This is a genomic window from Arthrobacter sp. NicSoilC5 (assembly GCF_019977395.1).
Lineage (GTDB): Bacteria > Actinomycetota > Actinomycetes > Actinomycetales > Micrococcaceae > Arthrobacter.
Genome location: NZ_AP024660.1, coordinates 4,029,463 through 4,043,868 on the forward strand (window position 1 = coordinate 4,029,463; position 14,406 = coordinate 4,043,868).

The following is a 14,406-nucleotide window of genomic DNA, read 5'->3' on the forward strand; positions in this document are numbered from 1 at the left end:
CACCATGGACAACGATCTTCGCGCACAGGCGGCACCGGATTACGCGGCCGTGGTGCTGGGCAACCTTTCCGAGCCCTTCCCGCACTCGGCCCACCACACCCAGGTGTCCGCCGACGACCGGCCCACCCCGGAGCAGATCCACCCCGCCTTCTACACCTCCTTCGACTGGCACTCCTGCGTGCACATGCACTGGCTGGGGGCCAGCCTGCTGGGTTCGCCGGCTGTTGCGGCTGCTCCGGAAGGAGCGTCCGACGGCGGCAGGGCGGCCTGGGTGGACAGCTCCACCGAGGCGTCCCTCCGGCAAGCACTGGGTGCCAACCTGACGCCGGCGAAACTGGCCGTGGAACGGGACTACCTGGTGGCCAACCCCTCCTGGGAGCGGCCCTACGGGTGGGCGTGGCTGATGCGGCTGGCCGCCACATGTTCCACATCGTCCGATGCGCAGCTCCGGGAATGGGGCACCGCCTTGGAGCCGCTGGTGGACGCCGTGGCGGAACTCAGCGTGGCGTGGATGGCCAAGGCCCAGTACCCGGTCCGGCACGGGCTGCACACCAACGCCGCGTTCGGTGTCGGCTACATGCTGGATGCCTTCCGGTCGCTGGGCCGGGCTGATGCTGCCGCGGCGTGCGAGGAAGCGGCCCGCACCTGGTTCGGGAACGACCGTGGCTGGCCGGGCGACTGGGAGCTCAGCGGCCAGGACTTCCTCTCCGCCGGGCTGAGCGAGGCGGACCTGATGCGCCGTGTCCTGTCCGCCGACGAGTTCGCCGCTTGGTTCGCGGCGTTCCTCCCCGGCCTTTCCGCAGAGTCGCGGATCCTGCAGCCTGTCAGCGTCACGGACGAAACCGACGGCTACCTGGTGCACCTCCACGGGTTGAACCTGACCCGCGCCGGACAGGTGGCCCGGATCATCGCCACCCTCCGGGAATCCTCCACGTCCGTGGCGTCCGCCGCGGCGGCTGAGCTCAACGAGGCCCTGGACCCGCTGCTGAAGGCCGGCCTCCGCGGGCTGGAGAGTGGCGACTTCATGTCCACGCACTGGCTGGCCAGCTTCGCCTGGGACGCGCTGGGATCCGTGGCGGCGCTGGACTGACTATCCAGCAGGTGACGGGATGAACCAGTCACACTCGGTGTGAAGGGACGCGGCGGTGCCCATATGGGCGCCGCCGCGTTAGTCTTTTCCCACCACGCCCAGTGCGTGACCTGGGAGCAGCGGGCAGGGTCGTAATGAGCTGACCGTCCGCCCGCGAGCCCAGAGGAATTCCATGCGCCAGCACGCCAGCACCTGCACGCCAGACCCTGCAACGGCAGGGCAAACCGCCCTCAAGCCCAGGAGGAAGCGGACCAGGCATCCCCGGATCGCCGTGGGGGACAGGGTCCGCTTCGCCGAGGGAACCGTCTCCGGCACCGGGGTGGTGGATGCCGTGACCTCCGACTACTCCGTTATCTGGGTATGGACGGACGAAGGCCAGGGCCGGCGGATGTTCCTGCAGGGGTACGGAAGCATCGTCACCGCAGTGGAGGCCTAATTCAGCTGTTCGGAGCGCGCGGCGCGCCGCGCGTCCGCTTGGAGGATGCCGTCCCGGACCCCCGCGCGGATCACGCCGTACAGGATGTAGAAGAAGACGGCTCCCACGAGGACAAACAGGACCAGCCCGGTAAAGTCACCCATTGTTTTCCTCCTCCGGCCAGTACGGCTGAACGGAAGCCGCTGCCTGACGCAGGGCCCCGCCGTCGAGCATCAACGATGTTTCCTCCAGGCCGAAGTCGGTCCATTGGCAAACCAGCCGGAGATCCCCGGCTGGGGGCAGCGGCCACAGCCAAAGGGTGCCGCTGCCGGAGAACTCCTCATCGCCCCCGCCGCCACCGCCGCCGTTCAGGGCGAGGACCGGAGGCTCCGGGTTGGTGCCCGGTTCCATCAGCCCGTAGGGAATTTGGCTGCCGGTGCTCGCTTTTGAACCGTCAGGAAATTCGACGCCGAACATCAGCCCGGTCTGCCGCTCGCTGCGCCCGCGAAAGCCCCTGCCGGGCTGGAAGAACAGCGGCTGCAAATCGTCCCAGTCCCTATCGGATTGATCGGTCCGGCGGAAGAGCCAGGACAGACTGAACAGGCACCCGGTAGAGAAGACTTCGGCGCCTTTGACCGCCACCACCATTCCCGGTGTCCGGCTCACGAACGTGCCCAGATGGACAACGGCAGGCAGTTCATAGGCGGGTGCAGCCACCCAAGGGGGCGGGACGTGCCTGGTTGACCGCGGCCGGGGCGGCAGGGGAGGAACGGGAAAGTCCTGGAAGAAGGTCATGGTGATCCTTGCATCTGCTGGCGGCGACCGACCAGCGGAACAAGCGGCTGCGCCGCCCTGGATCCCCCAATCCGTCCTTGCCCGGCCAGTCTAGCGGGATGCCTCAGGGCCGGGTGGCCTCCTCAAGGATTTCCAGCAGGTGGCGGTAGGAGCGGCCGGTCGCCTTGGACATCCCCAGCTCGCAGGTGCGGTTGGTGGAGGCATAGGCATCGAACTCCCGCTCGTTGATCTCGCCGGCCTGCCGGTTGGTGGCGGAGTCGGTGAGTTCAGGGTGGAGCAGGCCCCGGTCGCCGGCGAACGCGCAGCAGCCCCAGTTGAGCGGCACGAACACATCATCCGTGACGGCCCCGGCGATGTCGAGCAGCGCGGGGTTGGTTCCCAGCTGGGTGGATGAGCACGTGGGGTGCAGGGCCATGGAACCCAGCGGAGCGGTTACCGTGAGCTGGCCCAGGACGTGCTGGTGGACGAACTCCACCGAGTCAACGAAGCGCAGTCCGGCATACCGTTCTCCGTCCGCGCCGGCAAGACGCTTCATGGTCTCCAGGCCTTCCGTGCAGGAAGCGGCATCGCACACCACGGGCAGCCTGCCGCGGCCGCTGGCCTCGTACAGCTGGTCCAGGACCTTGGCGGTCATGGCGTCGTAGCCCTGGGAGAAGCCCTTGGATTTCCACGGCGTGCCGCAGCACAGGCTCTCGATGCCTTCGGGGACGGTTATGCCCACTCCGGCACGTTCGCAGAGGTCCAGGAATGCCTGGGCTGAGCCCTTTCCCTTGCCTTCCGGGCCCTCCGCGGGGCCGAACATGGTGCCGATGCAGGCCGGGAAGAACACCGCCACGCTGCCTGGGTCCCGGCGTTCCCGGCGCCTGGAACCGCCGCCGGGCAGCACGTCGGCGTAGGCGGGCACCGCCTCCGGTCCCAGCAGCGCGCGGCCGACGGCGGTCGCGGCCTTTGGCAGCGGCGCCGGCATGGCCTTGGCTACAGTCAGGGCCAGGCCGCCGCCGGCGGTCACGGCGCCCCAGTTTTCGGCGGCCTTGTTCCAGCCGGCCGCGGCGACGGTGTTGGCAATTTCCTTGCGCAGCCGCCGGACCAGGTCCCCGGTGTTGATCAGCACCGGGCAGGCGGTGACGCACATGCCGTCCGCAGCGCAGGTCTGCACGCCGTCGTAGTCATAGTCCCTACGCAGGCTGGCGGCGAGGGCGTGGTCGCCGCGCTGCTCAGCGGCAGCAATGTCACGCCGAAGCACGATGCGTTGGCGCGGAGTAAGCGTGATGTCCTTGCTGGGGCACACCGGTTCGCAGTACCCGCACTCGACACAGCGGTCCACTTCCTCCTCGACGGTGGGAGCCACCTTGAGGTTTTCGATGTAGGAGAGGGGTTCGTCGGCGAGCAGCACACCCGGGTTCAGGAGGTTGGCCGGGTCGATCAGCCGCTTGATCTCCTGCATGACTGCGTAGAGCTCGTCGCCGTACTGGCGGCGGACGAAGGGGGCCATGATGCGGCCGGTCCCGTGCTCGGCCTTGAGTGAACCGCCCGCGCCGAGGACCAGGTCAACCATCTCGTCGGTGAAGGCCTGGTAGCGCAGCAGTTGGTCCGGATCGTCGAAGCGCTCGTTGAGCATGAAGTGGACGTTTCCGTCCTTGGCGTGCCCGAAGATCACCGATTCCCTGTAATCGTGCTCGTGGAACAGCCGCGTCAGTTCGCCGCAGGTGCCGGCAAGGGCGGGAACCGGGACAACGATGTCCTCCAGCAGTGCGTTGGTTCCGGAGGGGCGGGCGCCTGCCACGGCCGTGTACAGGCCCTTGCGGACGTGCCACAGGGCAGCCCGGTCTTTCGGGTCCGAGGTCAGCGCGAAGGGTGTTGCAAGGTCCAGCGAGTCGAACAGCTGCTGCGAGCCTGCCCGCTTGCCGGACAGTTCGGCGGCGTCCGAGCCCTGGTGTTCCACCAGCAGCGCGGCGTGTCCTTGGACCGGCAGGGTACGGATCGCGCGGCGGGGGCGTCGGCGGCGGCCTGGGCCACCTTCAACGCTGCCGCGTCCATGAGTTCGATGGTGGCAAGGCCGGTGGACACCAGGTCCGGCAGGGCTCCCATTGCCGCGTCGAGGGTGTTGAAGACCAGCAGCCCGGTGGCGGCGGCGGGTTTGACCTCGACGGTCCGGAAGACAGCCTCCGCCACGAAGCCCAGGGTTCCCTCGCTGCCGATCATCAGGTGCATCAGGATGTCCACGGGGCGTTCGTAATCCAGGAAGGAGTTCACGCCGTAGCCCATGGTGTTCTTCATCGAGAACAGTGAACGGATGATGCGGACGGACTGGTCGTTTCCCAGCACCCGCCGGCGCAGCTTCAGGAGCCCCTCGTGGAGTTCCGGTTCCAGCTCGCGCAGCCGCCGGTCTGCGTCGGCGTCGGCGGTATCGATGACCGTGCCCGAGGGCAGCACCAGCACCATTGATTCCAGCGTCCGGTAGGTGTTGAGCTCGGTGCCGCACGCCATTCCTGAGGAGTTGTTGGCGATGACACCGCCCACGGTGCAGGCGATTTCGCTGGCGGGATCCGGGCCGAGCTTGCGTCCAAAGGGGGCAAGCCGGGCGTTGACGCTGCGCACTGTGGCGCCGGGCTGGACACGGACCCGGCCGCCGCCGTCGAGCACCTCAACACCGCGGAAATGCTGGCGGGTGTTGATCAGCAGGCTGTCACTCAGGGCCTGACCGGACAGGCTCGTGCCACCGGAACGAAAGGTGGCGGGAAGCCCAAGCTCCCGGCTGCGCCGGAGCAGGGCGCCAACGTCGGCGGCATTGCGTGGGGTGGCCACCCCTTGCGGGACCAGGAGGTAGTGCGAGGCGTCATGTGCCATGGCGTGGCGGTCCAGGTCCCGCGTGCTGACGGTATCCGGATCCAGCAGGTGGACGGGGGATTCGGCTCCTGCGGCTGTGGTTCTCATGCGTGGCTCCAAGAAATCAGGTAATGGGGTGGGGCGGGGTGGCGTCCCCGGCCCGCTGGTAGAACCATTCGATGTGTTCGCGCAGCAGGCGTGCGGCGAGTTCGCCGTCACGGGACTGGACGGCATCAAAGATTCCGTGGTGTTGGGTGCGCAGGGCTGCCAGGACCGCCGGCCAGTCCTCCATCGCGTCCATGGCTCCCTTGACGTAGCCCACGATCGAGCCGCTGAGGGACTCCATGATGGTGGCCATGACCTCGTTGCCTGCAAGCGAACTCAGCGCCACATGGAACCTGGCGTCCAGCTCGTGGAAGGTCGCCCGGTCCAGCTCGGGCTGGTCCATGGCCTCCAGCAGTTGGGCTGCTTGTTTGCGCTCCGCGTCGCCGCCTTCGCGCGCGGCACCGGCGCGGGCAGTCCACGTCTCCAGGAGGATACGGGTTTGGACGATGTCCTGGACCGGCAGCCGGTTGCTGGCAACATGCAGCCGGAGGGCGGAGGAGAGTCCGGCCGACGGATCGGAGACCACAATGGCGCCGGAGGTGGGACCGGAGCCTACCGAGCTGCGGACCACGCCCATGGCGTCGAGGATACGGATGGCCTCGCGGACGGACGCCCTGGATATTCCATAGTTTTCCGCCAGGGTCCGTTCGCCCGGGAGCCGGTCTCCGACCTTGATTGTGCCGGCCCGCAGGTCCGCTTCAATGTCTTTCAGGAGCGCATCGTGGGTTCGACGTCGGGGGGCTGCTCCGGCTGCGGCGGGTGTCACGGGCGATCCTCTGGAGTGGGGGAGTGCGGGCCGGGAGGGCCCGCACCCCGGTTGTGCGCGGGTGGAGGGCTACGGGAGCATCCAGCCCAGGACTGGGGTGGATTGCAGGTAGACGATGGTGCACAGCACCAGAAGCAACCCCACGCTCCATCCGACTACCTTACGCAGTAGGACCGACTCCTGGCCGTCAAGGTTCACGGCGGTGGCGGCAATGGCGAGGTTCTGCGGGCTGATGAGCTTGCCCACCACACCGCCCGCCGTATTGCCGGCCACAAGCAGGTTCGGGTCGATGCCTGCATTCAGGCCGGCAGTCTGCTGCAGCTTGGCAAACAGTGCGTTCGCGGAGGTGTCCGAACCTGTCACGGCCGTGCCCAGCCAGCCGAGCACCGGGGAGAGGAACGCGAAGAAGCTTCCGGTGCCGGCCAGCCAGACGCCGATCGAGACCGTCTGGCCCGAGTTGTTCATGACGTAGGCGAGGGCGAGCACCGTGATGATGGTCAGGCCGGCCCAGCGCATCTTGAAGATGGTCCGTCCGATTTCGGCCACGGCGTTGCCTACTGTCATGTGGAAGCGGCCGCCGTCGTCGAAGCGGGCGTAGACGGCCGCGACGATCAACCCCGTGATCAGCAGGAGCGTGCCCGGGCTGGACAGCCACTGGAAGACGTAGACGGTGGAGGACAGCGGCTTGCCGTCGGCGCTCACCAGGGCGTCGTGCAGGACAGGCCATGGAACCTTGACATCGGTGGCGGCGAGGGCGGCCGGAAGGTCGACGCCGAGCTTCCACAGTTTGGCGATGCCGAACACCACGATGACCAGGAAGTAGGGAAACAGTGCCAGCCACGTGCGTGCCGGGGTGAGGCTTTCGCCGTCGGCCGCCTCTACGGTGGCGACGCTGCCGGACCGGGCGCTTCGCGGACCCTGGCCCGCCGGCGTGGTGCCAGCCGCAGCGGCCTCCGCGGCGACGCCCAGCCGGTCACGCGCTGCTGTGGTGCCCCGGGGCTTCCAGAAGCGGAAGAACAGCACAGCCGCGCCCAGGCCCACCAGCGAGGCCATGATGTCGGTGAGTTCGTAGGAGAAGAAGTTCGAGCAGAGGAACTGCGCTGCGGCAAAGGAGAATCCGATGACCAGCGCGGCAGGCCAGCAGTCCTTCAAGCCCTTGCGTCCGTCCAGGATGAAGAGCAGGATCAGCGGGACGAAGGTTGCCAGCAACGGCGCCTGGCGGCCCACCATGGCACCAATGTCCGTGGCGTGCAGGCCCGTGAGTCCCGCAGCGGTGGTGATCGGGATGGCCATGGCACCAAAGGCGACCGGGGCGGTGTTTGCCACCAGCACGGCAGCAGCGGCGCGGAGCGGGGGCAGGCCCAAGGCCAGCAGCATGGTGGCGGTGATGGCCACCGGCGCACCAAAGCCGGCAAGGGCCTCGAGCAGCCCGCCGAAGCAGAACGCGATCAGGACGCCCTGCAGGCGGACGTCGCCCCCGCCGATGACGTCGAACACCCGCCGGAGGTCTTCAAACCGGCCGCTGAGCACCGTGACCTGGTAGAGCCAGACGGCCATGACCACGATCCACAGCACGGGGAAGGCGCCGAAGACCCCGCCCTGGGTGGCGGACAGAAGCGCCAGTCCGGCGGGCATCTTGAAAGCCAGGATGCCTACCGCCAGGGCCACCAGCAGGGCGAAGGCCCCGGCCACGTGGGCTTTGGTCCTGACGACGGCGAGAAGGACAAAGAAGGTCAGCAGCGGCAGCAGGCCGACGATGGCCGACCAGGCAACGCTGTTCAGCACCGGGTCTGTGCTGGGGGTGAAGTGGTCCACGAAGTTCCTCCACGATGAGGGCGATGGGGATGGCTTTGGTCAGACCACAATGGTCCGACCACGGAAGTGTAGCCCACTTTCGGCCAAAGTGTGAGCCGGTTCACCCTTCGCCGGCGGGGTTGTCAGTGGCCGCCATCACGTGGTCTACTGTGGTCAGACCATACCCTCACCCTTCCGGAAGGCCGTCATGAGAATTGCCTTGTTCGCCACCTGCATCGTGGACGCGATGTACCCGGCCACGGCGAAGGCCACCGTCAGGATCCTGGAGCGGCTGGGACACGAAGTGGTGTTCCCCGCCGGCCAGGCCTGCTGCGGCCAGATGCACGTCAACAGCGGCTACCTCAAAGAAGCCGTCCCGGTGGTCGCCAACCACGTGGCCGCATTCGATACCGCGGACTACGACGTCGCGGTCGCCCCGTCCGGGTCCTGCGTGGCCTCGGTGAAGCACCAGCACCCCATGGTGGCGCGCGCCTGCGGCGACGCTGCCCTGGAAGCCCGGGCCACCGCCGTCGGCACCAAAACCTACGAGCTGTCCGAACTGCTGGTGGACGTGCTGGGCGTGACCGACGCCGGGGCGCAGCTGGGTTCCTACTTCCCGCACCGGGTGACCTACCATCCCAGCTGCCACGGGATGCGGCTGCTGCGGCTCGGGGACAGGCAGTCCCGCCTGCTGCGGACCGTGCAGGGAATCGACCTTGCCGAGCTGCCCGAACAGGACCAGTGCTGCGGCTTCGGCGGCACGTTTTCCGTGAAGAACGCCGATGTTTCGTCGGCCATGCTCCAGGACAAGGCGGCCAACATCGAGTCCACCGGGGCCGAGCTCTGCACCGGCGGGGACGCCTCCTGCCTGATGCACATCGGCGGCGGACTGTCCCGCCAGGGCAGCTCCACCACCACCCTCCACCTGGCTGAAATCCTCGCCAGCACCTTGGAAGAACCGGCGTCCGTCACCGGCGAAGTCCGCGTCTCCACCGGAAAGGCCCTGCGATGACCACCTTCCTGGGAATGCCCTCCCTGCCGGCCTTCGGCTCGGGCAACCTGTTCGCCGGGGAGTCCTTCCCCACGGCGGCGCACCGTGAACTGGGCAACGCGCAGTTGCGCGCCAACCTTGGCCATGCCACCCACACCATCCGCGACAAGCGCCAGGCGGTGGTCTCCGAACTGCCTGACTGGGAACAGCTGCGTGATGCGGGGTCCGCCATCAAGCAGGCGGTGATGTCCAGGCTGCCCGAGCTCCTGGAGGAGTTTGAAACGAACTTCACCGCACGCGGCGGCGTGATCCACTGGGCACGCGACGCCGGGGAAGCCAACGAAATCGTGGCCGGACTGGTCCGGGACACCGGCGAAACCGAAGTGGTCAAGATCAAGTCCATGGCCACCCAGGAAATCGGGCTCAACGAGTACCTCGAGGAGCAGGGCATCGGGGCCTTCGAAACCGATCTCGCCGAGCTCATCGTGCAGCTGGACCACGACAAGCCCAGCCACATCCTGGTTCCCGCCATCCACAAGAACCGCACCGAAATCCGGGACATCTTCCTCCGTGAAATGCCCGGTGCCGATCCTGCGCTGACCGACGATCCCTCCGTCCTGGCCATGGCTGCCCGCGAGCACCTGCGCCGGAAGTTCCTCACGGCGAAGGTAGCCGTGTCCGGGGCCAACTTTGCCCTTGCCGATTCGGGCACCCTGGCGGTCGTGGAATCCGAAGGCAACGGCCGCATGTGCCTCACGCTTCCGGAAACGCTGATCACGGTGATGGGCATCGAGAAGCTGCTGCCCACCTGGCAGGACCTGGAAGTGTTCATGCAGCTGCTCCCGCGTTCTTCCACCGGGGAACGGATGAACCCTTACACCTCCCTGTGGACCGGAGTGACGGAGGGCGACGGGCCGCAGAACGTGCACCTGGTGCTCCTGGACAACGGCCGCAGCGCCGCGCTCGCCGATGAAATGGGCCGCTCCGCCCTGCACTGCATCCGCTGCAGCGCCTGCATGAACGTCTGCCCGGTGTACGAGCGCACGGGCGGCCATGCCTACGGCTCCACCTATCCGGGCCCCATCGGCGCGATTCTTTCCCCGCTGCTCACCGGCATCCAGGCGGAGGAAAACAACTCCCTGCCGTACGCCTCCTCCCTGTGCGGTGCCTGCTACGACGCCTGCCCCGTCAAGATCAACATCCCGGACATCCTGGTGCACCTGCGCAGCGTGGATGTGGACAGCAAACGCGGCAAGAAGAAGGTCCCCAGCCAGATGGACGTGGGCATGAAAGCCGCATCCTGGGCTTTGTCCTCCGGCAAACGCCTGGGCTTGGTGGAGAAGGGGCTGCCGCTGGGCCGCCTGGCCGCGGGGCCGGACAGGAAGATCACCAAGCTGCCCGGCATCGCCGCCGGCTGGACCCAAAGCCGCGACATCCCGGCGCCGCCGGCACAGTCGTTCCGGGACTGGTGGGCCAAGGAACACCGGACCGCCGGCGGCGCTCCCGGCATACCTGGCACACCCGGCACACCCGGCACACCGGAAGCCGGTCCGTCCCGCACGCCGTCCCCAGACACAAAGGAAACCCCGCAATGACCGCACGCGAAGACATCCTCTCCCGGATCAGGGCCGCATTGCAGGACAGCCCGCAGGCGCCGCAGATTCCGCGGGACTACCGGGCAGCATCTGACCTGGACACGGACGCACTCATCGAGCTCCTGGTGGACCGGCTGGTGGACTACAAGGCGCAGGTGGCGGTGGTTCCGGAAACGGAGGTGCCCGCACGGATTGCCTCGCTCCTTGACGGGGCGAACAGCTTCGTCGTGCCCGAAGGATTCGACGCCGGGTGGCTGGCAGGGACCGATGAAGGCGGCGGCGGGTCCCGCCGCCGCGTCGACTCTCCGGCGGCACCGCTCAGCGTCGCCGAGCTCGATGGCATCGACGCCGTGGTGACGGGCAGCGCCGTGGCCGTCGCCGAAACGGGAACCATCATCCTGGACGGCAGCGCCAACCAGGGCCGCCGCGCCATCAGCCTGGTCCCGGACCACCATATCTGCGTGGTGAAGGCCGCCGATATTACCGGGATCCTGCCCGAGGCGCTGGGCCGGATCGACGGGACCCGGCCCATCACGATGATCAGCGGACCGAGTGCCACCAGCGACATCGAGCTTGAGCGCGTGGAAGGCGTCCATGGCCCGCGCAGGCTGGACGTCATCATTGCCCGCTAGAGTCATCCCATGACCACTGCTGCTCTACGGCCTGTCTACTTCCTGTCGGACAGCACCGGCATCACCGCGGAAACCCTGGGGAATACGCTGCTGACGCAGTTCCCCGTGGACAACTTCGACCGCGTCACCATCCCCTTCATCACCACGGCTGAACAGGCCCGGTCCGTAGTGCGGACCATTGACGGCCTGGCTGCCAGTGGGCCGCAGCCGCTGGTCTTTTCCACCGCCGTCAGCAGCGAGATACGGCAGATCCTGGCCGGCTGCAGGGGTGTCATCGTGGACCTGATCGGTACGCATGTGGGGGTCCTGGAACAGGCGCTGGGGGCACCGGCCAGCGGCGAACCGGGCCGGGCGCACGGGCTGGGGAACGCCGCGCGCTACCAGTCCCGGATGGCGGCGGTGGAGTACGCGATGGAGCACGACGACGGGCAGAGCCTGCGTGCGCTGGAGAAGGCCCAGGTGATCCTGGTGGCCCCGTCCCGGTGCGGCAAGACGCCCACCACCATGTACCTGGCGCTGCAGCACGGGATCTTCGCCGCAAACTTTCCACTGGTGGACGAAGACTTCCAGCACGACGGGCTGCCCAAGCCGTTGCGGCCTTTCGTGTCGAAGTGTTTCGGCCTGTCCTCCAACCCGCTGCGCCTCAGCCAGATCCGGACCGAACGGCGGCCAAGCTCCCCGTATGCGTCGCTGCGGCAGTGCGGTTTTGAGCTGCGCAGCGCCGAGCAGCTGTACGTCTCGCACCGCATTCCATACCTGAACTCGGCTACCGTCTCCGTGGAGGAGATGGCGGCCACCATCCTGCAGCGGATGAACCTCAAGCACTAGCCCGGAATTTCACAAACGTGGCGTAGCGCACATCATGTGGAAAGTCCGCTGCAGACCTGAAACTGTTATCTGGATCTTTCTTCCGGCCGGCACTACCGTGCGCGGCCGGCGATGCCTACGCCACCCTCTGCAAAGGAGCAGTAAATATGACGACTGACGTTCTGTGGTTCTCTGAACTCGGACTCAAGGACCTGGACAAGGTGGGCGGCAAGAACGCCTCCCTGGGCGAGATGGTGCAGAACCTGACCTCTGCCGGCGTCCAGGTTCCGGACGGGTTCGCCACCACGGCCGACGCGTACCGCAGGTTCCTGTCCGATTCCGGCCTGGACCAGAAGATTGCCGACCGGCTGGTGGGTCTGGACACCGATGACGTGACGGCCCTGGCCGCCGCCGGCCAGGAAATCCGCTCCCTGGTCCGCGATACCCCCTTCCTGCCGGACTTCGAGGCGCAGGTCCGCGAGGCGTACCAGCAGCTGGTGGACAAGCACGCCGGCTCCGCCGACCTGTCCTGGGCCGTACGGTCCAGCGCCACCGCGGAGGACCTCCCCGATGCCTCCTTCGCCGGGCAGCAGGAAACCTTCCTGAACGTCCGTGGGATCGAGAACATCCTGCAGGCCATCAAGGACGTCTTCGCCTCCCTCTACAACGACCGCGCCATCGCCTACCGCGTGCACCACAAGTTCGAGCACGCCGAGGTGGCACTCTCCGCCGGCATCCAGCGCATGGTGCGTTCCGACGTCGGTGCGTCCGGTGTCATGTTCACCATGGACACCGAGTCCGGCTTCCAGGACGCCGTGTTCGTCACCTCCTCCTACGGGCTGGGCGAAGCCGTGGTGCAGGGTGCCGTGAACCCGGACGAGTTCTACGTCTACAAGCCCGCCCTGGAGGCCGGCCGCCCGGCGATCCTCAAGCGCGGCCTGGGCGAGAAGGCCCTGCAGATGACGTACACCAACAGCAGCGAGATCGGCCGCACCATCGATTTCGTCCCCGTCGAGGATTCCCTGCGCGCGCGCTTCAGCCTGACGGACGACGACGTGGAGCAGCTTGCACGGCACGCCGTGGCCATCGAGAAGCACTACGGCCGTCCCATGGACATTGAGTGGGGCAAGGACGGGACCGACGGCGGCCTGTACATCCTGCAGGCACGCCCGGAAACCGTGCAGTCACGCCGTGCCCCCGGCAGCATGAGCCGGTTCCGCCTGAACGACAGCGGGCCCGTGCTGGTGGAGGGCCGCGCCATCGGCCAGCGGATCGGCGCCGGCAAGGTCCGGATCCTCACCTCCATCGACCATATGGCCTCCTTCCAGACCGGCGACGTCCTGGTGGCTGATATGACGGACCCCGACTGGGAACCCATCATGAAGCGGGCCTCCGCCATCGTCACCAACCGCGGCGGACGTACCTGCCACGCTGCCATCATCGCCCGCGAACTGGGGATTCCCGCCGTCGTCGGCACCGGCAACGCCACTGACTCGCTGTCCGACGGCCAGGAGGTCACTGTCTCCTGCGCCGACGGCGAGACCGGCACCATCTACCAGGGCCTGCTGGACTTCAGTGTTGAGGAAACCGGCATCACCCAGATGCCTGAGGCGCCGGTGAAGGTCATGATGAACGTCGGCACCCCGGAGCAGGCCTTCACCTTCGCCCAGCTGCCCAACCACGGCGTGGGCCTGGCGCGGCTGGAGTTCATCATCAACCGCCAGATCGGCATCCACCCCAAGGCCCTGCTGAACCTGGACAGCCAGCCGGAGGACGTGGCCGCCGAGATCCGTGAGCGGATCAGCGCCTACGACAGCCCCCGCGACTACTACATCAAGCGGCTGGCCGAAGGCGTGGCCACCATCGCCGCGGCATTCGCGCCGGAGCCGGTGATCGTGCGCATGTCCGACTTCAAGTCGAACGAGTACGCCAACCTGATCGGTGGACCGGCCTACGAGCCGCATGAAGAGAACCCGATGATCGGCTTCCGCGGCGCGTCCCGCTACCTGGAGCCGTCCTTCCGGGACTGCTTCGACCTTGAGTGCGAGGCCCTGTCCTTTGTCCGCAACGAGATGGGCCTGACCAACGTCAAGCTGATGATCCCGTTCGTGCGGACCCTGGACGAGGCGCAGGGCGTCATCGAGCTGCTCGCCGAGAACGGCCTGCGCCGCGGCGAAAACGGCCTCGAAGTGATCATGATGTGCGAGCTGCCGTCCAACGCGCTGCTGGCCGATGAGTTCCTGGAGCACTTCGACGGCTTCTCGATTGGCTCCAACGACATGACCCAGCTGACCCTGGGCCTGGACCGCGACTCGGCCATCGTGGCCAACAGCTTCGACGAGCGGGATGCCGCCGTGAAGAAGCTGCTCAGCATGGCCATCAAGGCCTGCCGCGCCCGCGGAAAGTACGTGGGCATCTGCGGCCAGGGCCCCAGCGACCACCCGGACTTCGCCGAGTGGCTGGTGAAGGAAGGCGTCAATTCCGTCTCGCTGAACCCGGACACCGTGGTGGACACCTGGATCCGGCTTGCCGGGGCGTCGGAGGAGACGCCGAATGTCGCCGCCGCTGCCGGCGTATAGCGGGTAGGCCC

Annotated in this window: 11 protein-coding genes and 1 pseudogene; 7 read left to right on the plus strand and 5 right to left on the minus strand. The window is 67.5% G+C overall.

Annotated elements, in window-relative coordinates:
• The first annotated feature begins 4 nt into the window (after positions 1-4).
• Together LDO22_RS18845 and LDO22_RS18850 are read left to right on the plus strand one after the other, a co-directional pair.
• Complete coding sequence (locus LDO22_RS18845) at positions 5-1,090, plus strand: DUF2891 family protein (RefSeq protein ID WP_224025241.1); 1,086 nt, start codon at positions 5-7, stop codon at positions 1,088-1,090.
• A 172-nt stretch (positions 1,091-1,262) separates the two neighbouring features.
• Positions 1,263-1,526, plus strand: a complete 264-nt coding sequence (locus tag LDO22_RS18850) for a hypothetical protein (protein WP_224025242.1) — start codon at positions 1,263-1,265, stop codon at positions 1,524-1,526.
• Here LDO22_RS18850 and LDO22_RS18855 read toward each other — a convergent pair.
• The 5 genes and pseudogenes from LDO22_RS18855 to LDO22_RS18875 all read right to left on the minus strand — a co-directional run bounded on the left by LDO22_RS18855 (position 1,523) and on the right by LDO22_RS18875 (position 7,812).
• Positions 1,523-1,669, minus strand: coding sequence for a hypothetical protein (locus tag LDO22_RS18855; RefSeq protein WP_224025243.1), 147 nt, complete (start codon positions 1,667-1,669; stop codon positions 1,523-1,525). The genes LDO22_RS18850 and LDO22_RS18855 overlap by 4 nt on opposite strands.
• Entirely contained in the window at positions 1,662-2,222 is a 561-nt protein-coding gene (locus LDO22_RS18860; protein ID WP_224025244.1) for a hypothetical protein, read from the minus strand. Before LDO22_RS18860 ends, LDO22_RS18855 begins: the two co-directional genes overlap by 8 nt.
• A gap of 181 nt (positions 2,223-2,403) precedes the next feature.
• Positions 2,404-5,147: pseudogene (locus tag LDO22_RS18865) on the minus strand (FAD-binding and (Fe-S)-binding domain-containing protein).
• 103 nt (positions 5,148-5,250) lie between these two features.
• Complete coding sequence (locus LDO22_RS18870) at positions 5,251-5,997, minus strand: FCD domain-containing protein (RefSeq protein ID WP_141157912.1); 747 nt, start codon at positions 5,995-5,997, stop codon at positions 5,251-5,253.
• 69 nt (positions 5,998-6,066) lie between these two features.
• Positions 6,067-7,812, minus strand: coding sequence for an L-lactate permease (locus LDO22_RS18875; RefSeq protein WP_224025245.1), 1,746 nt, complete (start codon positions 7,810-7,812; stop codon positions 6,067-6,069).
• Positions 7,813-7,999: 187 nt separating this feature from the next.
• On the opposite strand from LDO22_RS18875, the gene LDO22_RS18880 reads away from it, so the two are divergent.
• From LDO22_RS18880 to ppsA, 5 genes are all read left to right on the plus strand, one after another.
• Complete coding sequence (locus tag LDO22_RS18880; protein WP_224025246.1) at positions 8,000-8,803, plus strand: (Fe-S)-binding protein; 804 nt, start codon at positions 8,000-8,002, stop codon at positions 8,801-8,803.
• Positions 8,800-10,377, plus strand: coding sequence for a LutB/LldF family L-lactate oxidation iron-sulfur protein (locus LDO22_RS18885; protein ID WP_224025247.1), 1,578 nt, complete (start codon positions 8,800-8,802; stop codon positions 10,375-10,377). Before LDO22_RS18880 ends, LDO22_RS18885 begins: the two co-directional genes overlap by 4 nt.
• On the plus strand, positions 10,374-11,009 hold the full coding sequence (locus LDO22_RS18890; protein ID WP_224025248.1) for a lactate utilization protein C: 636 nt from the start codon (positions 10,374-10,376) through the stop codon (positions 11,007-11,009). The genes LDO22_RS18885 and LDO22_RS18890 overlap by 4 nt, the downstream gene beginning before the upstream one ends.
• A 9-nt stretch (positions 11,010-11,018) precedes the next feature.
• Complete coding sequence (locus LDO22_RS18895; RefSeq protein WP_224025249.1) at positions 11,019-11,837, plus strand: pyruvate, water dikinase regulatory protein; 819 nt, start codon at positions 11,019-11,021, stop codon at positions 11,835-11,837.
• Between the two features lie 146 nt (positions 11,838-11,983).
• Positions 11,984-14,395, plus strand: a complete 2,412-nt coding sequence (ppsA, locus tag LDO22_RS18900) for a phosphoenolpyruvate synthase (RefSeq protein ID WP_224025250.1) — start codon at positions 11,984-11,986, stop codon at positions 14,393-14,395.
• Positions 14,396-14,406: the final 11 nt, after the last annotated feature.